Below are 26,850 nucleotides of genomic sequence, written 5' to 3'. Positions count from 1 at the left end.
AATCCCCTCTTTTTTTATACATGAAAAACAATGCTTTAGTGAAACATAGGAGTGTGGTATAGTATATATGCAACGATAAAGATTAAAGGAGGATACATATGAGTGTTCATATTGGAGCAAAAGAACACGAGATTGCAGATAAAATTTTACTTCCAGGAGATCCACTTCGCGCAAAATATATCGCTGAAACGTTTTTAGAGGGAGCTACTTGCTATAATCAAGTTCGCGGTATGTTAGGATTTACAGGTACATATAAAGGCCATCGCATTTCTGTTCAAGGAACAGGTATGGGTGTACCATCTATTTCTATTTATATTACAGAACTTATGCAAAGCTACAACGTTCAAACATTAATTCGCGTCGGAACATGTGGTGCTATTCAAAAAGATGTAAAAGTTCGTGATGTCATTTTAGCGATGACATCGTCAACCGATTCCCAAATGAATCGCATGACGTTCGGAGGAATTGATTACGCTCCGACAGCTAACTTTGACTTGTTAAAAACAGCGTACGAAATTGGAAAAGAAAAAGGATTACAACTAAAAGTTGGCAGTGTATTTACAGCTGATATGTTTTATAATGAAAATGCACAATTTGAAAAACTGGCACGATACGGTGTACTGGCTGTAGAGATGGAAACAACAGCGCTTTATACATTAGCCGCTAAATTTGGCAGAAAAGCATTATCGGTATTAACAGTAAGCGATCACATTTTAACAGGGGAAGAGACAACGGCTGAAGAGCGCCAAACAACATTTAACGAAATGATCGAAGTCGCTCTTGAAACAGCGATTCGCCAATAAACTAAAAAATAAAGAAAGCTCCTGCGAATCATTTTCCTCGCGGAGCTTTCTTCTATTCGTGAGGGAGAAAAAGATGAAAAAATGGTTATGTTGTTTTTTGATAATAACTAGTGGCTGTCAATCCTTTGGATCACTTGAGCAGGAACCGAGACCGTCTAAGCCTCCTGTCCAAGCTGAGCAGCCGACGCCATCTTCTGAAACACCCACACTACCTTCTGAACAACAAGAACAAGAAGAGCTTGTACTTGAAGAGAGATTTTGGAATCAAATCGAAGTGCAAAATGGGGTAAAAGTCATTATAAATCCAGATAATATACTAGCTTTAGTAAATAAGGAGCAGCAATTACCTGCTGACTACAAGCCGGCTGACTTAGTTGTTCCAAATGTTCCGTTTACGTTTAAAGAAACGGATGTTGAAAAACGACACATGCGTGCAGAAGCTGCAAAAGCGTTAGAAGCAATGTTTACAGCAGCGAAACAACAACAAGTTTTGTTATATGCTGTATCTGGCTATCGTTCGTATGAACGGCAACAACAGTTGTTTACATTTGAAGTTCAACGATTAGGAGAAGAAAAAGCAGTTGTTGCCGTTGCGATGCCTGGGAAAAGTGAACATCAAACCGGATTAGCGATGGATATTACAAGTCCAAGTGTTCAATATGCCATTACCCCTGCTTTTGGTGACACGCGAGAAGGAAAGTGGGTAGCTGAGCATGCGCATGAATTTGGTTTTATTATTCGCTATCCGAAAGGAAAAGAGCATATTACAAAATATCAATACGAGCCTTGGCATTTGCGTTATGTCGGCGTGAAGGCAGCCAAAATTATTTATGAAAAACAAATCACGCTAGAGGAATATTTTCAAATTGTCAAGAAAATATAAAGTTATACACATTTGAATACACGATATTGTTCAAACACACGAGCAAGTTTTGTAGAAATATAAATGTATATTTCTGACCGATATACTGCACTTAGTGCCTGACGGAAATGCATTTGTTTAACGAATAAATCAATTTGATGTTTAGCGTATTTCATCGCCTGGTGTTGTGAAATAATTTGTTTTTTCATAATTTTCAACTCAATTTCTGTCAATAAGGAGACAGAAAAGCGAAGGATTGCTGCTTCTGTTTGGCCGATAAATTGCGAAATCATCGTTCTCATTCCTCCTTCGAGCGTATTTACAATTTTGAAATATACTTTACAATACATTAACATATTTCGATTAAAAAAAATGTCGGAATGTGCGCCGAAATTTCGACAAAAAGGGAGCTACTGTGTGAAAGTAGCTCCCTTTTTATAACACAATTGCTGCGATCCATGCGAAAATAATAACAGGAATATTGTAATGAATAAAAGTTGGGACGCATGTATCCCAAATGTGATGATGTTGACCGTCAACATTTAAACCCGATGTTGGGCCGAGTGTGCTATCAGAGGCAGGTGATCCAGCATCACCAAGTGCACCAGCAGCACCAATAATCGCAATCGTTGCCATCGGACTAAGCCCAAGCTTCACACAAAGTGGTACGAAAATGGTTGCAATAATTGGGACAGTAGAAAACGAAGACCCAATTCCCATCGTGATTAACAGACCAACAATTAACATAAGCAATGCACCAAGCGCTGCATGATGACCAATAAGTGAAGCAGCTTGTTCAACGAGTTTTTCAATATGACCAGTTTGTTTTAATACATTGGCGAAGCCTGAGGCACTTAACATAACAAACCCAATAAACGCCATCATGCGCATACCTTCTGTTAATAAACGATCACTTTCTGCTAAACGAATGCATCCGCTTAAGTAAATGACGACAATTCCTGCAAATGCTCCAAAAATCATAGAATCGAGAGCAAGTTGCACAGTTAAAGCAACGATGACAGCAATAACCGCAAACCATACCCCACGTCGTTGAAACGACGAAGTTCCTTCACTTTCTAGTTTTACTTGTTTATACGTACGCGGTTTTCGATATGTGAAAAAAGCAAGAAGTAAACCGACGATCATTCCGAGTGAAGGTAAAAACATCGCTTTTGGAATATCTGACTTTGCAACAACTAACCCACCTTGAGCCATGTTAGATTGTACAATGTCATGAAAAATGGCACCAAATCCGGTAGGTAGCCACATATAAGGGGTAATTAAACCAAAAGTAATGATTGATGCGATTAACCGACGATCTACTTGCAATTCATTTAAAACGTGTAAAAGTGGCGGAATCAAAATAGGAATAAACGCAATATGGATTGGAATTAAGTTTTGTGAAAAACAAGACATCAATAAAATGAAAAGAAGAACAAGTGCTTTGGAATATTGTGTCCTTTTTTCCTCCCCTTGTTTTCCAACGATTTTTATAATCACATGAACAATGGCATTCGGCAATCCTGTTTTTGAAATAGCGATGGCAAACCCACCTAACAAAGCATAACTTAACGCGACTTCTGCACTATTCCCCAGTCCTTCTGAAAATGATTCAACCGTTTTGGAGAGACCAAGATTTCCGATCCATCCTCCTACTAATGATGCAATTAATAACGAAAATACGACGTTCATTCGCATTAAACTAAGAATGAGCATGACGAGTACTGAGATGACAACTGCATTCATAATCAAGACCTCCGAAAAAACACTTTAGTTTGATAAATTGGTAGAGTGATGAAACATTAAACACTTTATCACATTTTTTTATTAGACGTCAACAGTAAATTTGGTTAAAGGCAATGTTATTGCACGTTTCCTACTGTTCTTCAATGAACCAATTTTGTTGCTATAGACCCACACGATGTACGCTTGGTACAATGTTAACGCAAAAATGATTGAGAAGTTGGTGGAGCATATGACACAAATGAAGCCTGAGATAGGGGCATGGGTAAGCATTGGTGCTTATATTGTTTTATCTTTAACTAAGTTGTACGTCGGATATATGTCAAGTTCTGAAGCATTAAAAGCAGATGGGTGGAATAATTTTACTGATATTCTTGCTTCTACCGCCATTTTAATTGGATTACTCATCGCAAAAAAACCTCGTGATGATAACCATCCGTATGGCCATTCGCGTGCAGAACATATTTCTTCTTTAATCGCAGCGTTTATTATGATGTCTATCGGATTAGACGTATTAGTAAACGCCGTGCAAACGTTGAAGGAAGGGGAGTATGTAAAGCCGGATTTAGTAGCAGTATGGACGGCTGGCGCTTCAGCCGTATTTATGTTTGCCGTATATATGTTCAATAAGCGTTTAGCTATCGTCACAAATAGCCAAGCGCTTGCCGCTGCTGCCAAAGATCATTTGTCCGATGTACTTGTTAGTGTAGGAACCATTGTTGGTGTGATAGGTGCCCAGTTACATATGCGTTGGCTCGACCCTGTCACCGCTTTTATTATTGGATTTATCATTTGCAAGACCGCATGGGGCATTTTTAAAGAGGCGTCTCATACGTTGACGGATGGGTTTGATGACAAAACGCTACAAAAGTATAAACAGGACATTGAGCATATTAACGGCGTGGAGCAGGTGGTAGATATTAAGGGGAGAATGTACGGCAATGATGTTGTCATAGACGTTATTATTTGTGTCGCCCCACATTTAAATGTTGTAACAAGTCACGACATTGCGGATCAAGTTGAGCGTTTGCTTGAACAAAAATATGGCATTGTTTATGCTCATGTGCATATTGAGCCGTATGAGCATGAGGATTGAGATGAAGGAAGGAGCTGCAAAATGGAAAATAAAAAACTTGGCACGATCTATGCCTTGCTCGCTTATGTATTGTGGGGAATATTGCCTTTGTATTGGAAATTACTCGAACATATCGAGGCGAAGGAAATTTTATCTTATCGTATTGTTGCTTCGTTTTTTTTTATGATTGCGTTGTTGATCGTTCAAAAAAGTTGGTCTACATTTTTGCATACATGTCGATTGTTATGGCGAGAAAAAAAGCGTGCCATCGCTTTAATCGTTGCATCGCTACTTATTAGCGTTAATTGGTTTATTTACATATGGGCTGTCAACCATAATCATATGGTTGAAGCAAGTTTAGGATATTATATGAATCCATTGTTAAACGTATTGTTAGGTGTCGTTGTATTAAAAGAGCGTCTTTACAAATGGCAAGCCGTATCGTTTATTCTAGCAGCTGTTGGAGTTTTACTTATGACGATTGAATATGGAAAAATTCCATGGGTTGCGCTTTCGCTTGCCTGTAGCTTTGCGCTATATAGTCTTGTGAAAAAAGTGATTTCGATTGACGCAACAATTGGTTTGACTGTTGAGACGATGCTTGTGACTCCTTTTGCGCTCATATTCATTATACACTCGTTTGGACAGCTACACGTTGCTTCTTTTTCGTTTGCAACGATGTTATTGCTTGTAGGGGCTGGTCCGGCGACTGCCTTGCCCCTTTTATATTTTGCCAAGGGGGCTCAGCATATTTCGTTAACCTTTTTAGGATTTTTGCAATATATTTCACCAACGTTAAGTTTACTTCTTGGTGTGTTTTTGTTCCATGAGCCGTTTACAAATGCTCATGTATATGCATTTAGCTGCATTTGGACTGCCTTGCTTTTATTTTCACTTTCTAGTACACGGGAAAGACGAAGGGGAAAATCATTGAACATGTAAAGGGATGTCTGTAGGGCAGGCGTGTTTTTCACCCATTTTTCAAAAAACCCTAACCTTTTTCTTAACAATTGAATAGGTTGTTAGTACAAGAAGGAGGTGCCAAAAGATGAGTGGAGGACATCATCACGGCGGTGGTTTCGCGTTAATTGTTGTATTGTTTATTTTGTTAATCATTGTTGGTAGTGCTTATATTGGTGGCTGGGGATATTAATTAAACGATAAAGGAGGAAATGCATCATGTACGGATATGGCTATGGATATGGTTATGGTTATCCAGGATACGGAAAAACGTTTGTGCTCATCGTCGTACTTTTTATCTTGCTTATTATCGTCGGTGCAGCTTGGTGCTAAAAAGCAAGAGGGGGCTCCCTCTTGCTTTTATATATGTTTCCATTTTTGTCGTAACCGTACGAATAACAATATAGCGCCTGAGGCTAGACCGGTAATAAGACCGATCCAATATCCAAACGGTCCAGCAGTTGTATAATGAGCGAATATATATCCGACAGGCAAACCGACGAACCAATACGATACAAGCGCAATAAAAAACGGAAAACGAACGTCTTTGTATCCACGTAATGCGCCTTGGATCGGAGCGGCAACGGCATCTGAGAATTGAAAAAATAAAACATATAACAAGAACTGCTTCGTCCATTGCAAAACGTGTTCATCATTCGTATATAGGAAAGCGATCGGTTCACGAAATAATAGTAGAACGATAGAGGCAACAATAGCCATCATTACAGCAGATGAAATACCGATGATACAATACTGTTTTGCGTGCTCTAAGCGACTAGCACCTACTTCAAAACCAACAATAATGGTTAAAGTAAGTGAAACGCTTAGTGGAATCATATATAAAAGTGAACCGAAATTTAATGCCGCTTGATGAGCGGCGATTGCTGTTGTTCCAAATTGACTCATTAACAACGTGACAGCAGAAAAAATACTCGTTTCAAAAAAGATCGCTAGTCCAATAGGTGTACCGATCAAAATTAATTGCTTCCAAATGGATAACGAGATCGGATGAAATTTCTTAAGTATATTGTACGTTGAAAAAGGTTTACGAAAGCGAACGAGCAAAAACGCACATAGTAACAAGCAACAATACGTGATGCTTGTGGCATATCCTGCACCGACTCCCCCGAATGCGGGGATACCCCATTGTCCGAAAATGAATATATCGTTTAGTAAAACGTTTAAAGGGAGTGAGCATAACGTTAACGTCATTGTAACTTTTGTTTGACCGAGCGCATCCATAAAGGAGCGGAGAACGTAATAAATAAAAATTGGGACAATGCCAATACATAATGCTTGTAAATATTGATAGGCAACGATTTGAACATTGCTCTCGATATACATGTTTTCCAATAAAATAGGGACGAGAAAATAAATAATTGTCAACACAAAGCAGGCAAAAACGATCGCCAAGTATATTGCCTGCTCGACCGTTCGAGAAATACGCTCATGATCTTTTGCCCCAAACGCTTGGGAAACGATTGGAGTTAGACCTGTCAATACTCCGCCAATTCCTGTAAATATAGCAACCCAAATGTTTGAGCCGATGGCTACACCTGCTAAATCAACTGCGCTATATTTTCCTGTCATTGTCACATCAAAAAAGTTCATCATATATAGGCTGATTTGGGTAAGAAAAACAGGAAGTAGTATATGTAAGAACTGTTTTATTTTTTCTTTTAACGTAGATGTTTCTTTCATTTTTTCCTCCAAAAATACGTGTAAAAATATAGACAGACGATATTATAACATATCATTTTTGCATATTCATAGATAATCCTCTTGCTTTTCATGTTATGTTTTGTTACATTGAAAAAGTCGTTTTTTAATTATAAACATCAGGTGAGGTGATGGATATGCAAGTATTACAAACGATTGTATCATTTTTGAACAACATTTTATGGTCGTATGTTCTCATTGCCCTTTTAATTATTTTAGGATTGTACTTTACATTCCGCACAAAGTTTGTTCAATTTCGTTATTTCGGTGAAATGTTCCGTGTCATTACAGAAGGGCCAGAAAAAACAGGTGCGATTTCGTCGTTACAAGCGTTTTTTATGAGTACAGCGTCCCGCGTTGGAACAGGTAACTTAGCCGGTGTTGCGTTAGCGATTTCTGTCGGTGGACCTGGTGCGGTATTTTGGATGTGGTTAATTGCTCTAATTGGGGGGGCATCAAGTTTTGTGGAAAGCACACTTGCTCAAATTTATAAAATAAAAGATAAAAATGGTTATCGTGGAGGCCCAGCGTATTATATCGAGCAAGGGCTCAAGAAACGTTGGCTTGGTATATTGTTTGCTGTTTTAATTACGTTTTCATTTGGTCTTGTATTTAACTCTGTTCAGGCAAATACGATTACGTTTGCCTTTGAGCATGCATTTCAAATGGATCGGATCGTCATCGGTATTTTACTTACTGTTCTGACGGCATTTATCATTTTCGGTGGTGTGCATCGTGTTGCGAAAGCATCGTCGATCATCGTTCCCGTTATGGCCGGTTTATACTTATTGATTGCGTTTTATGTCGTGTTGACAAACATTGCTGAATTACCATCTGTATTTGCTTTGATCTTGAAAAATGCATTTGGTATTGAACAAGCCGTTGGTGGAGGATTTGGTGCAGCAATTATGATGGGGATTAAACGAGGTTTATTCTCTAACGAAGCCGGTATGGGAAGCGCGCCGAACGCCGCGGCGACAGCAGAAGTTTCCCATCCTGTAAAGCAAGGTTTAATTCAAACATTAGGTGTATTTGTAGATACGTTAGTAGTTTGTAGCGCAACAGCGTTCATGATCTTATTATCAGGCGACTATATGAAGGAAGGGCTTGATGGAATTACGTTAACACAAACGGCATTGAGCACACACATTGGTGAGTGGGCAAAAGGATTTGTGGCAGTCAGTATATTTTTATTTGCATATAGTTCGATTATTGGAAACTATTATTACGGTGAAACAAATATTGAATTCATTCGTTCGAGTAAAGTATCATTATTGGTCTATCGTTTAGCTGTATTATTCATGGTTATTTGGGGATCTGTATCGAGCATTCAAATCGTATGGGATTTAGCTGATTTATTCATGGCGTTTATGGTGGTTGTAAACTTAATTTCGATTTTCTTGCTCGGTCGTGTTGCCTTTGCTGCCTTACAAGACTATACAACGCAACGAAAACAAGGAAAAAATCCGGTATTTTACGCACGTAATATAGGTATGGACAATCAGGTAGAATGCTGGAAAGAGGAACAAGTGGAGCAGCAAAAAGAAGCGTAAAAATGAGGCTGCGATGAAGCAGCCTCATTTTTTTAAATAAATGGGCAGTTCGATAATAAAACATGTGCCACGCCCGAATTCGCTTTGCACACGCATTGAACCTTTATGAAGTTCAATAATTTTTCGCGACAAAGATAGGCCAAGACCTGTTCCCGTTTGTTTCGTCGAAAAAAACGGATCAAAGATGTGATGAATAATTGTAGGAGGGATGCCAGGTCCATTGTCGCGGACATAAATTTGAACAAGGTTATTGTGCAGAGCTGTTTGAATGTGTACATTCAATGACTTTCCTGTTTTTGCTTCAATCGCATTGCGCAATAAGTTAATAAACACCTGCATCAGTTGATTTTTGTCAATATAAACACCATGATGTTGTAGTTTTTCATCTAGATCGTATGAAAGCTCTACATTGTGAAGAAGGGCTTCGCTTCGTAATAAAAGATCTAAATCGTTTTGAATAAATTCGTTTATGCCAATCCACTCTACTTTCATTTCGTTTGGTTTTGCAATGTTTAAAAAGTCTGTGATAATATCGTTTGCTCGATCAAGTTCAGGAATCAACAGTTGTTCGATAAGTGTGACAATATGTTCAGGTAGTTGCTCTTTCAAAAACTGTAAATATCCTCTCACGGTAGTTAACGGATTTCGAATTTCATGCGCAATCCCGGCAGCAATTCGCCCAGCGATCGCTAATTTTTCAGCTTCTTTCATTTGATTAAGCGATTGAAACATGCTAATGACGCGTTTAATTGATCCATCTTCATTGTATAAAATACGTGTATTAATAATGCCATAGTACCGATCAAGCACTTCACAATTGTAAAGCGGTTGTTTTGTCCGCAGTGTTTTTAGCGTCATAATCTGTTCGTCAGGAATGTTTAACAACTCCCGAATATGTTTGCCGATGATTTCATCCCGATTGACGCCAACGTCGTTCGCTGCCTGTAAGTTACATAATGTAATGATTCCGTCCGCATCAACAAAAACGATATGGTGGGAAACAAGATCAAAAATAGGCGCTAAAAATTGTTCAACTTGTTCAAATGGATAATCTTTTTGTAAATCCATTTTCCATTGTAATATTGGTTTTTGTCGCTCATTTTTTTCTATTCTTTCGACGATCGGAGTAGATATATCATTTTCCTTTTTCAACATCTTTCCTATTTCGTGATCGACGTACGAAAATGGGAAAGGAATGTGTTCGATAAAACGTTTATATAATTTCACTTCTTCTTCAAGATCGTTTATTTTTCGTTTTAATTGCTCATGAGTTTCCATCGTTCTAACCCCTTGTTTCACTATTTCTATGTTGAAGTTTATCGTAAAACAAATAAATCAGCTAGTATGTATTTTATTTTTTTATAAAACTATGTTCTAAATGAAAAAATGTAATAAACACAAATGCGAGTGAATAAACTGGAAAGGAGAAGTTAGAAAGGGGGAGGAAAATGACACCGCAATTTATGGCTTTCATCGACCCTTATGTTTATCAAACGTTACAAACGATTAAAGGAAGGGAAGTAGTAATCGAAACGGTGCGTGGAAATATGCAAGGCATAATTCAAGATGTAAAACCAGATCACATTGTATTAAAAAGTAGCGATACCCTCTTTTTTGTTCGCATTCAGCAAATCATTTGGATTATGCCAAAATAAGAGGGGGAGTGCAATGTTTACAAGAGTGAACAAACTGCAGATTGAATTGCCGAAATCTACGTACGCGGATGCAAATGCTGCCGCAGCAGTACAAGAGTTGCTCGGCGGAAGATTCGGGGAAATGTCAACGTTAAATAATTATTTGTTTCAGTCGTTCAACTTTCGTGAAAAGAAAAAATTAAAACCTTTTTATGATTTAGTTGCAAGTATTACAGCAGAGGAATTAGGTCATGTCGAACTCGTTACAACGGCGATTAATCTATGTTTGACGGGAACAACGTTTGAAGGGGATCCGGATGTTACTCCGATGCAAAGCGGGGTAGATAAACGAAATACGTACCATTTTATCGCGACAGCACAAACCGCTTTACCAGGGGATTCAATGGGAAAATCGTGGTCAGGGGATTACGTCTTCAACAGTGGGAACTTAGTTTTAGATTTGCTGCACAATTTTTTCTTAGAATGTGGTGCCCGTACACATAAAATGAGAGTATATGAGATGACCGATCATCCTGTCGCAAGAGAAATGATTGGTTATTTACTTGTGCGTGGAGGAGTGCACATTACCGCTTATGCGAAAGCACTTCAAATTGTCACAGGTGTTGATGTGACAAAAATGTTGCCAATTCCTAACTTAAGCAATGATAAATTTGATGCAGCACGTAAATACGAACAGCAAGGATGGCATCGGAAGTTGTACACATTTAGTGAACATGATTATCAAGACGTAAAGCAAATTTGGAAAGGAACGCATCCGCTTGATGGGGGACAGCTCGAAGTGATTCAAGGAACACCAGCGGGAGCGCCGATCCCCGATTTGGAATCGGTCGAGGAAACATTTGCCCCAGGAATTTCATACGAGGATTTTCTCGAAATTGCAAGACGTCTTCAACAATCAGCGGGGTTGTGAGCTGTGCAATACGCATAGCTTTTTTTCTTCCCAAATTTAAATAATAGAACTATGTTCTAAATAATCAATTAAAAATCAAAGAAAGAGAATAGGCAATTGCTTGTTTATGATCAAATAACATATAATGAAAAAGACACAAAGGAGGATGAGATGAATTGATCACGCTACAACACATATACGAAGCGCAACAACGAATGAAAACAGTTGTTCACAAAACTCCTCTTGAATTTTCACAAACGTTTAGTCGACTATCAAATAATCGAGTGTACATGAAATTAGAAAACTTACAGAAAACAGGTTCATTTAAAGTTCGAGGATCGTACAATAAAATCATTTCATTGAGCGAAGAAGAGAAAAGGCGTGGGGTAATTGCAGCTTCAGCGGGCAATCATGCACAAGGGGTAGCTTATTCTAGCAACATGATCGGAATACCATGTACCATTGTCATGCCGAAGGGGGCGCCATTAAGTAAAATTCAAGCTACACAAAGTTATGGCGCAAACGTTATTCTACACGGTGATGTATTTGACGAATCGTTAGAATATGCCCGAAAGCTTCAGCAAGAAACAGGTGCAACATTCGTTCATCCGTTTGATGACCCAACCGTTATTGCTGGACAAGGTACAATCGGGTTAGAATTATTTGAACAACTAGATGATATTGATGCAGTGATTTGTCCGGTTGGAGGAGGTGGTTTGCTCGCTGGTCTAGCCGTTGCGATGAAACAAAAAAACCCCTCTATTCGCGTATATGGCGTTGAGTCGACTGCTTGCGCGAGCACGACAGCAGCAAAACAACATAATCAGCCCGTTATGATTACTCCATTGAATACAATTGCCGATGGCATCGCTGTGAAACGAATTGGAGATTTAACGTTTTCATACATACAAAAATATGTCGACGATATCGTTTGTGTCGAAGAGACGGATATTTCACGAACAATGTTATATTTACTCGAACGAAACAAATTGCTTGTCGAAGGTTCGGCAGCTTGCTCACTAGCAGCTTTATTGTACAAAAAAATTCCACTTGAAGGAAAAAATATTGTCGCTGTTTTAAGTGGTGGGAATGTCGATGTCACACTCATTTCACGCATTATTGAACGAGGACTCGTTGAATCAGGACGCTTCGTCACATTTTCAACGGTCATCTCTGACAAACCGGGACAACTAAATAAATTGTTGCGCATCATCGCGGATTTAGAAGCTAATGTCATGTCCATTGATCATCAACGGATGGGAACAAACGTTCTCCCCGGGCAAGCCGAAATACGTTTTTCCCTTGAAACAAAAAATGAGGAGCATATTGATCAAATTCAACGTGTGTTAATCGAATCTGGTTACACCATTCGTCGTCTTGATTAAAAGGGTAAAAGACATATCTTTTTCTCCCCATGTAAAACAATACTTTCAAACTCACGTATCTTCTACTATTATTAAATTAAATAAACGCTTGATTTAAAGGTGGGGAGAAAAATGAAAAAAATGGAGTTTTTTATCGTTCCACATCCGAGGGGAACTGTGCGGGTAGATGTATACAAAAAGAACGGGTCTTACGAAGCGCACGCCAAGTTTAAAGATGTGGCCACGGCGCAAGCGAGCGGAAACGATAAACATCTGGCTGTATTACAAGCATTACATGAGCTTGCTAAATTTTTGAACAAATATAAAGGATCTTGAGGGAGGAATAAAAGATGATTCATTTAAACTGGCATGAACGTCCAACGATTAAAACAGTTGTATGTAATCATACGAACGCAGAGAAATACATTGTACATAACGTATTAACACCAGGCAAAGAGTATGAAGTGAAAAACGAAACAGATGATTTTTATTTTATTATCGATAATCGTGGCAAAGTCGGCGGATATTATAAGCATTATTTTACAGAAAAAGCGGTGTAATGCCGCTTTTTTTCATTTTCAACACATTCATTTTAAATAAATTTCACAATTATGTAGTACAGTGGACTACGGATTGAATGAAAAAGGGGGATTTTTAGCAATGAAAAAATGGATCATTCTACTGATTGCAGCCTTTGTTTTTGGATTAACGGGGTGCAACAATCAAGCGGAGGATAAGCAAGAAGAAACAAAACAAACAGAACAAAATATGGAACAGTCAAATGCAGAAGATGTATTTACGAAAGTAGCAATAGCTGAACCAGATGAAAACACTGTGTGTGTATTTTGTAATATGAAGGTGTATCCAAAAGAACATGAACTCGGCAAATTTACAGCGAAATCTGCGACAGAAAACGGTGATGTCCTGTTTTTTGATGACATCGGATGTTTATTGAATTACGAACGCGATCACGGTGAAGCTGTAAAAAAATATGTTCGCGACTACAATACATTAGAATGGATTGAATTACAAAACGCGACAGTAGTGAAAGCAGATATTAAAACACCGATGAACTATGGATATGCGTTTTTTGCAAATAAAGAAGATGCTAATAAATTTATAAATGGACAATCGAATGCAATGATTGTATCATGGGAAGATGTTGACAAAGTCGCTCACGAACGTTATATGAAAAAGAAACAAATGATGCAAAATAAAAATGATGAGCAAGGTCACGGTCATGGCGACAATATGCAACAAGATGGTCATCAAGACGGAAATATGAACAACGATGGACATAGCCATAATTAAAAAGCTGCCTTTTGAGCGGCTTTTTAGTTTTTTGAAAACTACAATTAACGTATTGTTAGATATAAATCAGAAATATATACATTGAAATGAAATGGTGCTTAATGAGTATAGAATTCCCAAGAATAACATTTCACCATTATTCTACGCTTCTTCGCTTGTGACGAAATATTTTTGTAAAAAAGAAAGGAATGAAGAGGATCGATAGAGAATGATATCCATGAAATTAACATTTTATAGAAAAGAATGGAATTATGAAAGTCAAAAGAATTTTATTACTTATTCTCGGTCTAGCTTTTTTACTACCAACCATCTTAGTTAACGCCCACTCAGATCATTATAATCCTAATGGATATACTGGGGCACAAAACCTTAAGTATTGGCGTGATGCTAGTGTTTCCAGTGCGGGTTACCATAATCGTGCAGACACCGCATATGCAACTTGGAATAACATTTCTTCAAAGGTTGCTATTTCACAAGTCACTTCTGAGCCTACATATTATAGCATTGTTGTTTATGCAGGAACTATCTCCGGCTCAACCGTTTATGCTACCGCAGATTATTGGACGTATGGCTTTTTCGGATGGCGTCAAGTAAATCCGGAGGATGCAAGGGATCGTTCAAGAATTCGACTCAATACACCTCAAATGAACACACTAACTTCTGCTGAATCAACTGACGTTATTATTCACGAATTTGGACACGCACTAAGCTTGAGACATAATGACAATTCAGGTGCCTCTGTAATGAAGGAGTATGAACTAACAACATACGGATCCCCTCAACAGACGGATAAAGACCATCTAAAACAAAAATGGGGAAATTAATAGATGAAAGGAGATATTACGAATATGAAAAAAAATAAGATTATTATTATTTCAATAGCTCTGTTAGGTTTTATTTCTCTCGGTTCAAGTCTATGGTATATGTCGGCTGATAAAAAAGTAAGTTTATCAACTATTGATGCTAAACAAGTATCCTTTAACACAGTAGATGAAATGGTTACCTTTTCTCAACTTGTTGTCACTGGAAAACCAATTGAAAGTGAGAACTTCGTAACATTCGATGAGAGAGGGTTTACAGTAGATGCGTATACAATTACTCAGTTTAAAATAAATAAGGTCCTTGAAAATAGAACTACTCACGATTATAAAGCTGGGGATATTATCAAGGTAGCTGAACCAAGCTACGTTTACGATAATGGTATTATGCCCGGAAAGACTAAATTTTCAATTAATAACTACCGAAACATGGATAAAAACCATAGCTACATGCTACTTCTTGTGCCCGATTTTAAATACGATGATCTGTACGTAATTTCTGGTGTCAATGAGGGTAAACACAACATTGATATTCCTGGTAATGATGGCGAAAAAGTTGGCGTGCCTCAAGAAGCAAAGAATTATAAATTTAAAGAGGAATTAATGAAAAAATTTAATTTAAAGTAATTCAGATTTTGACATTCAGTTCTTTTCAAAACATCTTGTTCCCCCATTTATTCATCGTCTTTGGCGAGGAGACCTCCACTTCAAGCGTTAGCTAAGTGAGGTAGTTGACTAGAAGACCTGTACGTTCAGGTCTTTTTCTTTGTTGGCAAACGAGGGGGATATTCGGTAATATATTGTTGTTCATGATAAAAAATAGAGAGGTTGACCAGCTGTGAGAAAAATTGAACTGTTAGCGCCGGCGGGAGATTGGGATTGTCTTCGTGCTGCTGTTGCCAATGGAGCAGACGCCGTTTATTTTGGTGTCGACAAATATAATGCACGTGTACGGGCGAAAAATTTTCGCATGGAAGAATTAAAAGATGTGATGGCTTATTTGCATAAATACAACGTTCGTGGATATGTTACTTTTAATATTTTAGTGTTTGAAAATGAGCTAGAAGAAGCAAAGCAGCTCGTTGAAGCATGTATAGATGCAGGAGTAGATGCACTGATTGTCCAAGATTTAGGGCTTGTCAAACTTATTCGCGATATGTCGCCTGATTTTCCGATTCACGGATCAACACAAATGACCGTTACATCTCCGGAAGCAGTCGAGTTTTTGAAGCCTTATAACTTGGAAGTGGTGGTGCTCGGTCGCGAAAATAATTTAACACACATTCAAAAAATTGCTGAGAAAACAAATGTCCCGTTAGAAGTTTTTGTTCATGGAGCACTTTGTGTATCATATTCAGGACAATGTTTAACATCAGAAATGTGGGGTGGGCGTTCAGCCAATCGCGGAGAATGCGCACAAGCGTGTCGTCTGCCATACGATTTAATTGTTGATGGCGAACAAAAAGAAATGGGGAACGTTGCCTATTTACTTTCACCAAAAGATTTAGCTGCTCTTGATCTCGTCCCGGAGCTCATTGAGGCGGGAGTGAGCACGTTTAAAATCGAAGGGCGATTAAAGTCACCAGAATATGTAGCGAATGTTGTCAGCAAATACCGAAAAGCTATTGATGAATATTTAGCAGGACGCCATTATACTCCTTCACCTGAGGAAATACGTGAACTACAACAAAGCTTTAGTCGAGGATTTACACATGGCTTTTTAAAAGGAACGAACAACAAACAGCTTGTTGACGGAACATTCCCGAAAAGCCGTGGTGTATTTCTTGGAACGGTCAAAAAAGTATTAAAAGACGGGGTTTTATGCGAACTACAAGCCCCGTTAAAACGTGGGGATGGCATCGTATTTGATGCAGGCCGCCCAGAGGAAAAAGAAGAAGGCGGACGCGTGTATGACTTACGAAAAAACGGAAAAAAAATCGAAGGAGAAGTCGAAAAAGGGCTTGTTGAAATCATCCCAGGTCGACATGACGTCAATTTAACACGCGTACATGTCGGAGACCGCATTTGGAAAACGAGCGACCAAGAGCTTGAACGTCGCTTGCGCAAAACGTTCGAAACTGAACGACCATATCGCCTGTTCCCACTAACTGTACGCGTGTACGGCGAAGCAGGAAAACCGCTCATTTCAACATGGCGCGATGAAACGACAGGTAATGAAGTAACTGTTCAATCTGAGCAGTTGTTAGATGTGGCCCAAAAGCGACCATTAACACTAGATTTTATAAAAGAACAGTTCGGCAGATTAGGCGGAACGATTTTTGAATTACATGACGTTTATATGCATACGACAGACAATGTTATTCTTCCAGTTAAAGAATTAAACCGAATAAGAAGACAAGCCGTTGAACAGCTTATTGAAAAACGGCAACGTCCGCGGCTATACATCAAGCAAGCCGTTGATTTAACATCTTCTTACCGACAAAAACAACGAGCAGAAAACCCTTCTTTAATGGCGCTCTGTCGTACGCTTGAACAAGTCGAAGCGGCATGTGATACAGATGTAGACATGGTGTATGCGGATTTCGAATTTACAACCGATTATCCAAAAGCTGTACAGATTGCACGAGCCATGAATAAACCGATCGCTTTAGCTACTCCACGCATTCATATGCCGGGGGAAAATGGGATTTTGAGAGGAATTTTAAAAGCTGAACCAGATGCCATTTTAGTGCGTAGTTTAGGAGCGGTACAATATTATACGAGTCAATTAGTTGAACAAGTGTTAATTGGTGATTTTTCACTTAATATTTCAAATCATCTGGCTGCACAGTTGTTTTTATCTCGGGGACTTGATCGCATTACCCCTTCCTACGATTTAAACATTCAACAAATGATTGATTTACTTGAAGCAGCACCAACAGAACGGATCGAAGTCGTTATTCATCAACACTTACCGATGTTTCATACTGAACATTGTGTATATTGTACATTTTTAAGTGAAGGAACCGATTTTACAAACTGTGGACGACCATGTGAAAAGCATCGTGTCTCCTTGCGAGATCGTATCGGTATGCTTCATCCAGTTCGTGTCGATATCGGTTGCCGAAATACAGTGTACAACGCCATTGAACAATCTGGGGCAGAATATATTCCAAACTTTTTATCCCTTGGTGTTCGTTCATATCGTGTTGAGTTTTTGGAAGAGTCGCCGAAAAAAGTAGAAGAAGTTGTCAATTTATATCGTGAAGCGCTTGAGGGTAAACGAAGCGGTACGAGCGTATGGCGTACACTGAAAGCTATTAACCAACTTGGTGTAACACGCGGACAGCTAATCAAAAAATAAGCGGGCTCAAGCTTGCTTATTTTTTGTTATTTGTACATTTTGCTATAATAGTAAATGAACGAGGAAAAGAAAGGGTGATTTGTATGCCAGCTGTTGAATCAAATATGTTTCCATTAGGAGAAAAAGCTCCGTCGTTTGAGCTTGTTAACGTCATCAATGGCCAAACCGTTCGTTTAGAAGATGTCAAGTCGGATATTGCAACAGTAATCATGTTCATTTGCAATCATTGCCCATTTGTGAAACATGTTCAAGAAGAACTTGTTCGTTTGGCTAATGATTATCAATCAAAAGGAGTTTCATTTATTGCAATTAATTCAAACGATGTAGAAAAATATCCAGACGATTCTCCAGAAAAAATGAAAGAAGTGGCCGAACAACTCGGATATCCGTTTCCATATTTATTTGATGAAACACAAGAAGTCGCAAAAGCATATCAAGCTGCATGCACACCGGATTTTTACATATTTGATGGTGAATTGAAATGCGTTTACCGCGGTCAACTCGATGATTCACGTCCAGGCAATGGAATCCCTGTTACTGGTTCTTCCATTCGTTCAGCTCTGGATGCATTGCTGTTAGGGAAACCTGTTCCGAAAGAACAAAAGCCAAGCATCGGTTGCAGCATCAAATGGAAAGAAAAATAAAAAAACATTTGACATTTTCTTTTTAAGCCTATATACTTAAGAAGTACCATTTCGTTCGTTATATCAATGATCGTTATAAGCTGCACCTTTGTCGGGTTCATCTTATAAGGACTTGACAGAAGTGCAGCTTTTGTTTTATGAGTAATGAAACGGTGGTCAATTTTTAAAAATGTTTTGGAGGAATTTCACATGAACACAGGTAAAGTAAAGTGGTTTAATGCAGAGAAAGGTTTTGGATTCATTGAGACGGACGGAGGTACAGACGTATTCGTTCACTTCACAGCGATCCAAGGTACTGGATTTAAAACGTTGGAAGAAGGCGAAAAAGTAACATTTGACATCGTGAATGGTAACCGTGGGCCGCAAGCGGCAAACGTCCAAAAAGCATAAATAGTCAAACGTACGGGGTCTCGCTTTTCGCGAGATCCTATTTTTACGTTTTTATATGTAACAAAACAAATTCTCACTGGCGCAGCTTCGGAGCTGCAAGGACGGAAGAGAGGTAGGGTTTCCGTCGTTTTTGTTTATTCGGACACGCTCATAGGAAGCGTGTCCTTTTTTAAATAAAAATACAGAAAATTTGATAAAAAACTATTGAAAAAAGAACAATGATTCCATATAATAAACTCATGTTATAAAACTATACATAAGAATGTGAGGTAATGTAACATGAGTGAATTGCTTGTTTCTGAACAAACAAACACTTCGACGCTTGAACAAATTAAAGAAATTATCAAACAAAAACACGTTGAATTGCTGCATTTACAATTTGTTGATATTGAAGGAGTTTTAAAGCACGTCACGGTTACAGCGGAACAACTAGATGATGTAGTAGAAGGGAAAATTATGTTTGATGGATCTTCGATTAAAGGTTTTTCACCAATTAATCGATCAGACTTATATTTACTTCCTGATTTACAAACGTTCGCAGTATTGCCGTGGACTGTAGAAGATGGATACGCAGAAGCCCGTTTTCTTTGTTCTGTTGTCAATCCGGACGGAACATTATTCGAAGGAGACCCGCGCAACGTATTGAAAAAAACGGTGGAACGTGCAAAGCAAAAAGGATACACGATCTCCGTCGGTCCTGAGTTAGAGTTCTTCTTATTTGAAACGGATGAAAACGGAAACCCAACAACAAAACCACAAGATAGCGGTGGCTATTTTGAGCCATCTCCAAAAGATCTTGGAGAACGCGTTCGCTTAGATATTTATCGTGCGTTAAAAGCAATGGGATTTACAATCGAGGCCTCACACCATGAAGTTGCTGAGGGTCAACATGAAATTAATTTCAAATATGCCGATGCGTTAGGTGCTGCTGACAACGCCACAACATACAAATGGGTTGTAAAAACGATTGCTAAAAAATACGGATTGCACGCTACGTTCATGCCAAAACCAATTTTCGGTATTAACGGTTCAGGCATGCATGTAAATATGTCGCTGTTTAAGGGTGGAGAAAATGCTTTCTTTGATCCATCGGACGACAATCAATTATCTGAAACGGCATACCAATTCATTGCTGGTTTATTACACAATGTAAAAAGTTTCGCAGCTATTACGAATCCATTAGTCAACTCGTATAAACGTCTCGTCCCAGGATATGAAGCGCCTTGTTATATTGCGTGGTCGGCATCGAACCGCTCCGCATTAATTCGCATCCCTGCAAAACGAGGATTGGCAACACGCGTTGAGCTTCGTTGTCCAGATCCATCTGCCAATCCTTACTTAGCATTTGCAGTTATTGCTGAGGCAGGGCTTGATGGTGTAGAAAAAGAACTCACTTGTCCAGCACCAATCGACGAAGATATTTTCCATATGACGAATGAACGTCGTAAAGAGCTTCGTATTGAAAACCTTCCAGGTAGCTTAGGAAAAGCGATTGAAGAACTAGAAAATGGAACAATTGGCCGTCATACATTAGGAGATCACGTATTTAACGAATACGTAGCGATGAAAAAGAACGAATGGGATAGTTATCGAACAGCTGTCCATGCTTGGGAAATTGAACATTATCAAGCGAAATTTTAAAAGCGAGCGATGTGCTCGCTTTTTGCATGTTTTCATTATGCGTTTGAACAACAAATGGTTTATGATGGTACATAGAAAACAACGAAAGGGTGATATTGTGTCTAAACGAATAATTACGATAATCGTATTGATTTGTACCGCAACAACACTATTATGGGCTATCGGTTTAATCGTCACGATTCAAGATCAATTTTTTTACGAAGCTTCCTCGATCAAACAACCAAAAACAACAACTTCAAACATACAGAAAAATAATGGACTTTCGATTGTCGCTCTTGGCGACTCATTAACGCGTGGAACAGGAGATGAAACGGGGAAAGGGTACGTTGGATATGTTGTAGATGAACTAAAAAAACGGACAAATCAACCCGTTCAATTCATAAATTTATCCATTAAAGGACAACGTTCTCCTCAACTCATCAATCAACTCAAACAAAAAGAAGTGCAACGTCAATTAAAAGAAGCTGACATTATTTTAATGACGATCGGAGGAAACGACTTATTTCGCGGTGGTGAAACGCTAAGAGACTTATCCCATACTCAAATTGAAAAAGAAAAAAAGAAATTTGTCGAGCAGCTGCATACGATTTTCCGACTCATTCGTACAGCGAATAGCAACGCCCCAGTATTTTATGTCGCTTTGTATAATCCATTTAATGATTTAGATAACGGAAAAGAAACATCTGCCGTTGTACGTAGTTGGAATTATGCAGCATCTGAAGTAGCAGCCAACTATAAGTCAATCATTTGCGTTCCGACATATGATTTGTTTGAACTGCAAGTAAACGACTATTTATATACAGATAAATTTCATCCTAATAAGGAAGGGTATAAGCGAATTGGTGAACGTGTTGCTTCACTCATTACGTTAACGAAAGGAGAGAAATAATGGAAGAGACATTAGTTGTGCAAAACGTGCGAAAAACCATTGGAAAAAAAGAAATTATTAAAGGACTTTCGTTTTCACTAAAAAAAGGCGAAGTGTTTGGTTTCTTAGGTCCAAATGGCGCAGGGAAGACGACAACGATTCGCATGCTTGTCGGATTGATTCGACCGACATCTGGAACGATTTCAATTTGTGGATATGATTTACAAAAACAATTTACAAAAGCAATTCAACACATTGGCTGTATTGTTGAAAACCCTGAACTTTATCCATATTTAAGCGGTTGGGAAAATCTTGAACACTTTGCACGAATGGTGCCGGGAATTACGGCTCATCGCATTCAAGAAGTGGTTGAACTCGTCGGTCTACAAAATCGGATTCATGATCTCGTGCGCACATATTCGCTCGGCATGCGTCAACGACTCGGTATTGCGCAAGCGCTACTCGGAAAACCGACGGTGCTTATTTTAGACGAACCAACAAACGGTTTAGACCCTGTCGGCATTCGTGAAATGAGACAGTTTATTCGATCGCTTGCTGAAAAAGAACAGTTAAGTGTGCTCGTTTCATCACATTTATTGAGTGAAATACAACTCATGTGTGATCGTGTTGCGATTATGTCTAAAGGGGAGATTATTCGCATTGATACGGTTGAACATTTGCTACAAGAACAAGCTCGGACATATTGGAGCGTTGATCCGGTAGATAAAGCAAAACAAATACTACAAAATGAAACGACTGTGCTTGGTGAAAAAGATGGAGCACTCGTGACAATCTATGAGTCAAATGAAACGATTGCGCGTTGCAATGCCCGTTTAATTGAAGCAGGGGTACATGTCAGTGGAATTGAACGCAAACTTCCAACACTAGAAGACTTATTTATTGAATTAACGGGAGGGGAAACGATTGATTAATCTTGTATACAATGAGATGTTAAAAATTGTTCGTAAAAGACGACTGTTTATTATCGCAGCGATCGTTGCTGTTCTCGTGAGCTTATTTACATACGCGCAATTTAAACAGATCGAAACGATTCGAGAACGGATCGGAACGACAGATTGGCGCACTCAGCTGCAACAGCAAATCATCGACACACAAAACCGATTAAATTCGACAGGAATCTCTGAGGATTGGAAAAAGTTTCTTAAAATTCGTTTACAACAACAACAGTATTATTTAGACAAAGACATTAATCCAATGGCACCAGGTGCTCCAACATTTATGCGCATGTTTATCGAAAACTCCATCGAGTTATTTTTACCGCTCCTTGTTATGGTAATTGCTGCTGATCTCGTTTCATCAGAGGCGAGCGGAGGGACGATCAAACTGTTGTTAACACGTCCTGTGAAACGATGGAAGATTTTAATGAGCAAATATATCGCGATGATGTTATCTACATCGTTTGTCGTATTTTCCGTCGCTCTATTATCATACGCTATCTCTGGCATTGTATTTGGATATGGTGGATGGAATTTGCCACTCTTAACAGGATTTTCGATTCAAGGTGAAGAATTAAATACATCAGCTGTCCATCTTATCCCGCAATGGAAATACTTGCTTATTGAATTCGGGCTCGCTTTTTTTGTTTCGCTCGTTGTCGGCACATTAACATTCATGTTATCGGTATTACTACGTAGCACAGCTGCCGTGATGGGAATTATGCTTGCCGCTCTCATTTCAGGAGCGATTTTATCAAATATGGTGTCATCGTGGACGTCTGCGAAATATTTGTTTATGGTGAATTTACGACTCACAAGTTATATTAGCGGCATGGCGCCACCGATTGATGAGATGACACTTTCTTTTTCGATGACCGTGCTAGCCACTTGGGCACTTGTCGCGCTGATCGTTTCTTTTTATGTATTTACGAAAAGGGATGTTTACTAATGAAAAAAGTGATTTATACGACAATGAATGAACTACAGCAGCGAACACCAACAATCATGGATTTCAACTCATACGCAAAATATGCTGTACTTCTCCCGCTTATTTGTCAACACGATGACGTGTTTGTCTTATTTGAAGTACGCTCATTTCAGTTACGTCGCCAGCCCGGTGAAATTTGTTTCCCGGGTGGAAAAATGGATGCATGTGATCAAAATCCACAAGAAACAGCCATTCGAGAAACATGTGAAGAGTTGGGGATTAAAAAAGAACATATTACACATGTCGTTCCACTTGATTATGTGCTTTCACCATTTGGCATGGTCATTTATCCATTTGTTGCATTTGTAAATAACGCACACATGCAAATCAATAAAAAAGAAGTGGAAGATGTATTCACCGTCCCGTTATCTTTTTTTATTGAAACGAAACCACGAATATATCGTGTTCAATTTGAACCAAAGCCCGAAGACGATTTCCCATTTGACGATATTCCTGGAGGAAGACAGTATAATTGGCGACCGAGACAAATTGAAGAATATTTTTATTACTACGAAGATAAAGTCATTTGGGGATTAACTGCAAAAATCGCTCATCATTTTGCTCGACTTATTCAAAAAGAGAAAGGAGAATCAACATGTGGCGACCTGTTGATTTAGGATTTGGCATTTCACTCATTGATTTATATGATTTACAAACAGCCCAACGAACAGGTGCATACGTTTTCCATGAAGAAGAAGTGACAATTATCGAAACAAGTGCAAGCCCATCTATCCCGCATTTACTTAAAGGACTAGAAGAATTATCAATCGATTTAAAAGATGTAAAAAACATTATTGTGACACATATTCATTTAGATCATGCGGGTGGAGCAGGAGTGTTACTAAAACATTGTCCAAACGCTCGCGTATTTGTTCATCCGAAGGGAATGCGACATTTGGCCGATCCATCTCGTCTCATTGAAGGGGCAAAAGCCGTTTACGGTGAAAAATTTGATGCGTTATTTGATCCGATCGTTCCAATTCCAGAGGACCGACTGGTCATAAAAGAAGATGGGGAAACGTTACAAATCGGAGAAGATCGTACATTAACGTTTCTTCATACACCAGGGCATGCGAATCACCATTTCTCTATTTATGACGAAAAAAGCAACGGTATTTTTACAGGTGATACGGCAGGTGTTTTTTATCCACAGTTACTTTCATATGACGTGGAGTTATATTTGCCATCTACATCACCAAATCAATTTGACCCAGAAGCGATGCAAGCTTCGATTAAAAGATTCATGTCGTTACATCCAGATCGCATCTATTTTGGCCATTTTGGTATGTCAACCCATGTGCAGACGGTTTGGGATCAGCTACATTACTGGCTACCGATCTTCGTGCAAATAGGTCGCGATATCGTAGATAAACAAAAAGATAAGTCCTTTACAGAAAAGACAGAAGCCGTTTTCCAACTTTTATTCGACAACGTTCAAACATTTTTACGCAAACGGCAAGTACCCGATAATGCAGATGTATATAAAGTGCTTCAACTTGATTTACAAGTATGTGCGATGGGGCTTGTTGACTATATTGAAAAACAAAAAAGTAATTGACGAAAAATCATGTTTTCGCTATAATTTCTTTGGCACCCCAACGTACGGAGGAGTACCCAAGTCCGGCTGAAGGGGTCGGTCTCGAAAACCGATAGGGGTGTCAAAGCCCGCGGGGGTTCGAATCCCCCCTCCTCCGCCATATCTCCTCTTTCATTCCTTCTTTTGTGACCTTCAACTTTGTTTCTTTATTCCAATTCGTGAGGATGTGACAAATTGAAAAAATATTATGTCGTTTGGCAAGGGGCGAAAACAGGTATTTTTTCTTCTTGGGACGAGTGTAAACCGTACGTCATTGGCGTTCCGGGGGCAAAATATCGCTCATTTTCATCGAAAGAAGAAGCAGAACAAGCATTTGCGTCTGGTCCGTTTGTAAACCGAACGAAAAAAAATAAAGTGCTTGCAACGAACTATGTAGAGGAAAGTATTTGCGTAGATGCGGCATGTAGCGGAAATCCAGGATGGATGGAGTATCGAGGAGTACATACGAAAACAGGGAAAGAGTTGTTTCATGTTGGACCGATGATCGGAACAAATAACATTGGGGAGTTTTTAGCCATTGTCCACGCATTAGCATGGTTACAACAACAAAACAAAAGTTTGCCGATTTATTCTGATTCGGCAACAGCCATAAAATGGGTAAAAGGAAAAAAAGCGAATACAACGCTCGTTCGCAACGCTGAAACAGAACGTGTCTGGAAACTTGTTGAACGTGCTGAAAGTTGGTTGCGCACGCACCATTATACGAATGAAATTATGAAATGGGAAACCGAGCAATGGGGAGAAATTAAAGCGGACTTTGGACGAAAGTAAAAGGAGAGGGATATTAACCTTCTCCTTTTTGCATATTATCGAGTTGTTGTTTTAGTGTTTGTTTATCCAATTGTTCACCAATCACAACAAAATGTAGCGGAACATTCATTTCCTCTTTCATATAGAGCGGTGTACCGTATGCATACTGAAAAGAATAAACCCCACTTGTACGAGTAAAGCGTAAAAACCCTTTCATTCGGTAAATGGTATCAGGTAACTGCCGTACCCATTGTTCGAACACATCTAAATCAATTGGGCTTGTAAATGTATGTACGTATGTTTGAATGCGTAATCTTTCTATGTTCATTCGCTCATGCTCGTTTCTTACCCGCTTCGATAACAAATGAATATCTTCCATTCGTACGTTAGAAAATGTTGTAAAAATTGTACGCGCTTCATTGTTAATCGTTTGTAACTCAAACGACAATTTTGCTTGTTCTTCTGGGCGTAATTCATCTGTCTTATTGACAATTAATACATCCGCGTGACGAACTTGTTCTTTTAATAACATTTGCAAGGGAATGGAGAGTTGTTGACGATTCATCCAACGTGTTGCATCGATTGTCGTGATGATACCTCTCATTTGAAGACGATGAGCAAGTAATGGCGACACACACGCATCGAGCACTTCAACAGGATGCGCTACCCCTGTTGTTTCAATGTAAATGACATCTAATGAATGTTGCTGGAGCAACGAATAAAGCTCTACTTCAAATTGATCTTGAATGGTACAACATACACAGCCGCTTAATAATTCGCTTAGTACAGCATCTTCTGAAACAGCATGTGAGTCAATGGACACTTGGCCAATTTCATTCATCACAACAGCGACTTTCCGTCCATGTTCTTTTTCATGTTGCAGTAGCCGCTTTAATAATGTCGTTTTACCACTCCCAAGAAATCCGGATAAGATATATATGTCTGTATGTTTCATAAAGA

30 protein-coding genes and 1 tRNA gene are annotated in these 26,850 nt (G+C 38.9%); 26 read left to right on the top strand and 5 right to left on the bottom strand.

Features of this window, described 5'->3' with window-relative positions; genetic code table 11:
- Positions 1 to 98 precede the first annotated feature (98 nt).
- Complete coding sequence (gene deoD, locus BO219_RS03485) at positions 99 to 803, top strand: purine-nucleoside phosphorylase (RefSeq protein WP_077428415.1); 705 nt, start codon at positions 99 to 101, stop codon at positions 801 to 803.
- Positions 804 to 876: 73 nt separating this feature from the next.
- Entirely contained in the window at positions 877 to 1,686 is an 810-nt protein-coding gene (locus BO219_RS03480; RefSeq protein WP_077428414.1) for a M15 family metallopeptidase, read from the top strand.
- A 2-nt stretch (positions 1,687 to 1,688) separates the two neighbouring features.
- Here BO219_RS03480 and BO219_RS03475 read toward each other — a convergent pair whose 3' ends face one another.
- A complete protein-coding gene (locus tag BO219_RS03475) occupies positions 1,689 to 2,021 on the bottom strand; it encodes a hypothetical protein (RefSeq protein WP_006318573.1) in 333 nt (110 codons plus the stop codon).
- 79 nt (positions 2,022 to 2,100) lie between these two features.
- A complete protein-coding gene (locus tag BO219_RS03470) occupies positions 2,101 to 3,411 on the bottom strand; it encodes a Na+/H+ antiporter family protein (protein ID WP_077428413.1) in 1,311 nt (436 codons plus the stop codon).
- Between the two features lie 229 nt (positions 3,412 to 3,640).
- On the opposite strand from BO219_RS03470, the gene BO219_RS03465 reads away from it, so the two are divergent.
- The 4 genes from BO219_RS03465 (at position 3,641) to BO219_RS03450 (ending at position 5,776) form a co-directional block, all read left to right on the top strand.
- A complete protein-coding gene (locus BO219_RS03465; protein ID WP_077428412.1) occupies positions 3,641 to 4,504 on the top strand; it encodes a cation diffusion facilitator family transporter in 864 nt (287 codons plus the stop codon).
- Positions 4,505 to 4,525: 21 nt separating this feature from the next.
- Positions 4,526 to 5,425 carry an EamA family transporter RarD gene (gene rarD / locus BO219_RS03460; protein WP_077428411.1) on the top strand — a complete coding sequence of 300 codons (900 nt, stop codon included), beginning with the start codon at positions 4,526 to 4,528 and terminating at the stop codon, positions 5,423 to 5,425.
- A gap of 106 nt (positions 5,426 to 5,531) precedes the next feature.
- Complete coding sequence (locus BO219_RS03455; RefSeq protein WP_021094060.1) at positions 5,532 to 5,636, top strand: YjcZ family sporulation protein; 105 nt, start codon at positions 5,532 to 5,534, stop codon at positions 5,634 to 5,636.
- A gap of 26 nt (positions 5,637 to 5,662) precedes the next feature.
- Positions 5,663 to 5,776: a YjcZ family sporulation protein gene (locus tag BO219_RS03450; protein ID WP_006318569.1), complete on the top strand. Its 114-nt coding sequence runs from the start codon at positions 5,663 to 5,665 to the stop codon at positions 5,774 to 5,776.
- A 27-nt stretch (positions 5,777 to 5,803) separates the two neighbouring features.
- Here the strand turns inward: BO219_RS03450 and BO219_RS03445 are convergent, their stop codons facing one another.
- Positions 5,804 to 7,144: an MATE family efflux transporter gene (locus tag BO219_RS03445; protein WP_077428410.1), complete on the bottom strand. Its 1,341-nt coding sequence runs from the start codon at positions 7,142 to 7,144 to the stop codon at positions 5,804 to 5,806.
- A 155-nt stretch (positions 7,145 to 7,299) separates the two neighbouring features.
- Between BO219_RS03445 and BO219_RS03440 the strand changes: the two genes are divergently transcribed.
- Complete coding sequence (locus tag BO219_RS03440) at positions 7,300 to 8,715, top strand: alanine/glycine:cation symporter family protein (RefSeq protein ID WP_077428409.1); 1,416 nt, start codon at positions 7,300 to 7,302, stop codon at positions 8,713 to 8,715.
- 24 nt (positions 8,716 to 8,739) lie between these two features.
- On the opposite strand, the gene BO219_RS03435 is transcribed toward BO219_RS03440, so the two are convergent.
- Positions 8,740 to 9,993 carry a two-component system sensor histidine kinase NtrB gene (locus BO219_RS03435; protein WP_077428408.1) on the bottom strand — a complete coding sequence of 418 codons (1,254 nt, stop codon included), beginning with the start codon at positions 9,991 to 9,993 and terminating at the stop codon, positions 8,740 to 8,742.
- 170 nt (positions 9,994 to 10,163) lie between these two features.
- Here BO219_RS03435 and BO219_RS03430 point away from each other — a divergent pair, with 170 nt between their 5' ends.
- The 19 genes from BO219_RS03430 to BO219_RS03340 all read left to right on the top strand — a co-directional run bounded on the left by BO219_RS03430 (position 10,164) and on the right by BO219_RS03340 (position 25,911).
- A complete protein-coding gene (locus BO219_RS03430) occupies positions 10,164 to 10,370 on the top strand; it encodes a YuzF family protein (RefSeq protein ID WP_003398689.1) in 207 nt (68 codons plus the stop codon).
- Between the two features lie 13 nt (positions 10,371 to 10,383).
- Positions 10,384 to 11,280 (top strand): manganese catalase family protein, encoded by an 897-nt coding sequence (locus BO219_RS03425; protein ID WP_077428407.1) that lies wholly within the window; start codon positions 10,384 to 10,386, stop codon positions 11,278 to 11,280.
- Between the two features lie 155 nt (positions 11,281 to 11,435).
- Positions 11,436 to 12,644: a threonine ammonia-lyase gene (gene ilvA, locus BO219_RS03420; RefSeq protein ID WP_077428406.1), complete on the top strand. Its 1,209-nt coding sequence runs from the start codon at positions 11,436 to 11,438 to the stop codon at positions 12,642 to 12,644.
- Positions 12,645 to 12,755: 111 nt separating this feature from the next.
- The gene (locus BO219_RS03415) at positions 12,756 to 12,959 is read left to right on the top strand and encodes a hypothetical protein (RefSeq protein ID WP_035019624.1); all 204 of its coding nucleotides are present in this window, start codon (positions 12,756 to 12,758) and stop codon (positions 12,957 to 12,959) included.
- Between the two features lie 14 nt (positions 12,960 to 12,973).
- Positions 12,974 to 13,183 carry a DUF6501 family protein gene (locus tag BO219_RS03410; RefSeq protein WP_006318546.1) on the top strand — a complete coding sequence of 70 codons (210 nt, stop codon included), beginning with the start codon at positions 12,974 to 12,976 and terminating at the stop codon, positions 13,181 to 13,183.
- Positions 13,184 to 13,283: 100 nt separating this feature from the next.
- Positions 13,284 to 13,934, top strand: a complete 651-nt coding sequence (locus BO219_RS03405; protein WP_077428405.1) for a nitrous oxide reductase accessory protein NosL — start codon at positions 13,284 to 13,286, stop codon at positions 13,932 to 13,934.
- Positions 13,935 to 14,185: 251 nt separating this feature from the next.
- Positions 14,186 to 14,758 (top strand): zinc metalloprotease, encoded by a 573-nt coding sequence (locus tag BO219_RS03400; protein WP_006318540.1) that lies wholly within the window; start codon positions 14,186 to 14,188, stop codon positions 14,756 to 14,758.
- A gap of 3 nt (positions 14,759 to 14,761) precedes the next feature.
- The gene (locus BO219_RS03395) at positions 14,762 to 15,379 is read left to right on the top strand and encodes a hypothetical protein (RefSeq protein ID WP_077428404.1); all 618 of its coding nucleotides are present in this window, start codon (positions 14,762 to 14,764) and stop codon (positions 15,377 to 15,379) included.
- Positions 15,380 to 15,590: 211 nt separating this feature from the next.
- Positions 15,591 to 18,056 (top strand): U32 family peptidase, encoded by a 2,466-nt coding sequence (locus BO219_RS03390; protein ID WP_077428403.1) that lies wholly within the window; start codon positions 15,591 to 15,593, stop codon positions 18,054 to 18,056.
- An 83-nt stretch (positions 18,057 to 18,139) separates the two neighbouring features.
- Complete coding sequence (locus BO219_RS03385; protein ID WP_077428402.1) at positions 18,140 to 18,700, top strand: thioredoxin family protein; 561 nt, start codon at positions 18,140 to 18,142, stop codon at positions 18,698 to 18,700.
- Positions 18,701 to 18,889: 189 nt separating this feature from the next.
- The gene (locus BO219_RS03380; RefSeq protein ID WP_003398700.1) at positions 18,890 to 19,090 is read left to right on the top strand and encodes a cold-shock protein; all 201 of its coding nucleotides are present in this window, start codon (positions 18,890 to 18,892) and stop codon (positions 19,088 to 19,090) included.
- A 279-nt stretch (positions 19,091 to 19,369) separates the two neighbouring features.
- Positions 19,370 to 20,731 carry a type I glutamate--ammonia ligase gene (glnA, locus tag BO219_RS03375; protein ID WP_077428401.1) on the top strand — a complete coding sequence of 454 codons (1,362 nt, stop codon included), beginning with the start codon at positions 19,370 to 19,372 and terminating at the stop codon, positions 20,729 to 20,731.
- A gap of 97 nt (positions 20,732 to 20,828) precedes the next feature.
- Positions 20,829 to 21,620: an SGNH/GDSL hydrolase family protein gene (locus BO219_RS03370; RefSeq protein WP_077428925.1), complete on the top strand. Its 792-nt coding sequence runs from the start codon at positions 20,829 to 20,831 to the stop codon at positions 21,618 to 21,620.
- Positions 21,620 to 22,531 (top strand): ABC transporter ATP-binding protein, encoded by a 912-nt coding sequence (locus BO219_RS03365; RefSeq protein ID WP_077428400.1) that lies wholly within the window; start codon positions 21,620 to 21,622, stop codon positions 22,529 to 22,531. Before BO219_RS03370 ends, BO219_RS03365 begins: the two co-directional genes overlap by 1 nt.
- The gene (locus BO219_RS03360) at positions 22,524 to 23,504 is read left to right on the top strand and encodes an ABC transporter permease (protein ID WP_077428399.1); all 981 of its coding nucleotides are present in this window, start codon (positions 22,524 to 22,526) and stop codon (positions 23,502 to 23,504) included. Before BO219_RS03365 ends, BO219_RS03360 begins: the two co-directional genes overlap by 8 nt.
- A complete protein-coding gene (locus BO219_RS03355; protein ID WP_077428398.1) occupies positions 23,504 to 24,160 on the top strand; it encodes an NUDIX hydrolase in 657 nt (218 codons plus the stop codon). The genes BO219_RS03360 and BO219_RS03355 overlap by 1 nt, the downstream gene beginning before the upstream one ends.
- The gene (locus BO219_RS03350) at positions 24,139 to 25,101 is read left to right on the top strand and encodes an MBL fold metallo-hydrolase (protein ID WP_077428397.1); all 963 of its coding nucleotides are present in this window, start codon (positions 24,139 to 24,141) and stop codon (positions 25,099 to 25,101) included. Before BO219_RS03355 ends, BO219_RS03350 begins: the two co-directional genes overlap by 22 nt.
- Positions 25,102 to 25,147: 46 nt before the next feature.
- Positions 25,148 to 25,240: transfer RNA gene (locus BO219_RS03345), tRNA-Ser, on the top strand.
- Between the two features lie 74 nt (positions 25,241 to 25,314).
- Complete coding sequence (locus tag BO219_RS03340) at positions 25,315 to 25,911, top strand: ribonuclease H1 domain-containing protein (protein ID WP_077428396.1); 597 nt, start codon at positions 25,315 to 25,317, stop codon at positions 25,909 to 25,911.
- Between the two features lie 13 nt (positions 25,912 to 25,924).
- On the opposite strand, the gene BO219_RS03335 is transcribed toward BO219_RS03340, so the two are convergent.
- Complete coding sequence (locus BO219_RS03335) at positions 25,925 to 26,845, bottom strand: CobW family GTP-binding protein (RefSeq protein WP_077428395.1); 921 nt, start codon at positions 26,843 to 26,845, stop codon at positions 25,925 to 25,927.
- Positions 26,846 to 26,850 lie beyond the last annotated feature (5 nt).

The organism is Anoxybacillus kestanbolensis (assembly GCF_001996285.1).
Classification (GTDB): domain Bacteria; phylum Bacillota; class Bacilli; order Bacillales; family Anoxybacillaceae; genus Anoxybacillus; species Anoxybacillus kestanbolensis_A.
The sequence above is the reverse complement of the archived record's forward strand: the minus strand, read 5'-3'. Positions and strand labels throughout refer to the sequence as shown.

Excerpts from the sequence above, each read along its gene's own strand:
- deoD (WP_077428415.1), top strand. The coding sequence starts at position 99 with ATGAGTGTTCATATTGGAGCAAAAGAACACGAGATTGCAGATAAAATT.
- BO219_RS03480 (WP_077428414.1), top strand. The coding sequence starts at position 877 with ATGAAAAAATGGTTATGTTGTTTTTTGATAATAACTAGTGGCTGTCAA.
- BO219_RS03475 (WP_006318573.1), bottom strand. The coding sequence starts at position 2,021 with ATGTTAATGTATTGTAAAGTATATTTCAAAATTGTAAATACGCTCGAA.
- BO219_RS03470 (WP_077428413.1), bottom strand. The coding sequence starts at position 3,411 with ATGAATGCAGTTGTCATCTCAGTACTCGTCATGCTCATTCTTAGTTTA.
- BO219_RS03465 (WP_077428412.1), top strand. The coding sequence starts at position 3,641 with ATGACACAAATGAAGCCTGAGATAGGGGCATGGGTAAGCATTGGTGCT.
- rarD (WP_077428411.1), top strand. The coding sequence starts at position 4,526 with ATGGAAAATAAAAAACTTGGCACGATCTATGCCTTGCTCGCTTATGTA.
- BO219_RS03455 (WP_021094060.1), top strand. The coding sequence starts at position 5,532 with ATGAGTGGAGGACATCATCACGGCGGTGGTTTCGCGTTAATTGTTGTA.
- BO219_RS03450 (WP_006318569.1), top strand. The coding sequence starts at position 5,663 with ATGTACGGATATGGCTATGGATATGGTTATGGTTATCCAGGATACGGA.
- BO219_RS03445 (WP_077428410.1), bottom strand. The coding sequence starts at position 7,144 with ATGAAAGAAACATCTACGTTAAAAGAAAAAATAAAACAGTTCTTACAT.
- BO219_RS03440 (WP_077428409.1), top strand. The coding sequence starts at position 7,300 with ATGCAAGTATTACAAACGATTGTATCATTTTTGAACAACATTTTATGG.
- BO219_RS03435 (WP_077428408.1), bottom strand. The coding sequence starts at position 9,993 with ATGGAAACTCATGAGCAATTAAAACGAAAAATAAACGATCTTGAAGAA.
- BO219_RS03430 (WP_003398689.1), top strand. The coding sequence starts at position 10,164 with ATGACACCGCAATTTATGGCTTTCATCGACCCTTATGTTTATCAAACG.
- BO219_RS03425 (WP_077428407.1), top strand. The coding sequence starts at position 10,384 with ATGTTTACAAGAGTGAACAAACTGCAGATTGAATTGCCGAAATCTACG.
- BO219_RS03415 (WP_035019624.1), top strand. The coding sequence starts at position 12,756 with ATGAAAAAAATGGAGTTTTTTATCGTTCCACATCCGAGGGGAACTGTG.
- BO219_RS03410 (WP_006318546.1), top strand. The coding sequence starts at position 12,974 with ATGATTCATTTAAACTGGCATGAACGTCCAACGATTAAAACAGTTGTA.
- BO219_RS03405 (WP_077428405.1), top strand. The coding sequence starts at position 13,284 with ATGAAAAAATGGATCATTCTACTGATTGCAGCCTTTGTTTTTGGATTA.
- BO219_RS03400 (WP_006318540.1), top strand. The coding sequence starts at position 14,186 with ATGAAAGTCAAAAGAATTTTATTACTTATTCTCGGTCTAGCTTTTTTA.
- BO219_RS03395 (WP_077428404.1), top strand. The coding sequence starts at position 14,762 with ATGAAAGGAGATATTACGAATATGAAAAAAAATAAGATTATTATTATT.
- BO219_RS03385 (WP_077428402.1), top strand. The coding sequence starts at position 18,140 with ATGCCAGCTGTTGAATCAAATATGTTTCCATTAGGAGAAAAAGCTCCG.
- BO219_RS03380 (WP_003398700.1), top strand. The coding sequence starts at position 18,890 with ATGAACACAGGTAAAGTAAAGTGGTTTAATGCAGAGAAAGGTTTTGGA.
- glnA (WP_077428401.1), top strand. The coding sequence starts at position 19,370 with ATGAGTGAATTGCTTGTTTCTGAACAAACAAACACTTCGACGCTTGAA.
- BO219_RS03365 (WP_077428400.1), top strand. The coding sequence starts at position 21,620 with ATGGAAGAGACATTAGTTGTGCAAAACGTGCGAAAAACCATTGGAAAA.
- BO219_RS03355 (WP_077428398.1), top strand. The coding sequence starts at position 23,504 with ATGAAAAAAGTGATTTATACGACAATGAATGAACTACAGCAGCGAACA.
- BO219_RS03350 (WP_077428397.1), top strand. The coding sequence starts at position 24,139 with ATGTGGCGACCTGTTGATTTAGGATTTGGCATTTCACTCATTGATTTA.
- BO219_RS03335 (WP_077428395.1), bottom strand. The coding sequence starts at position 26,845 with ATGAAACATACAGACATATATATCTTATCCGGATTTCTTGGGAGTGGT.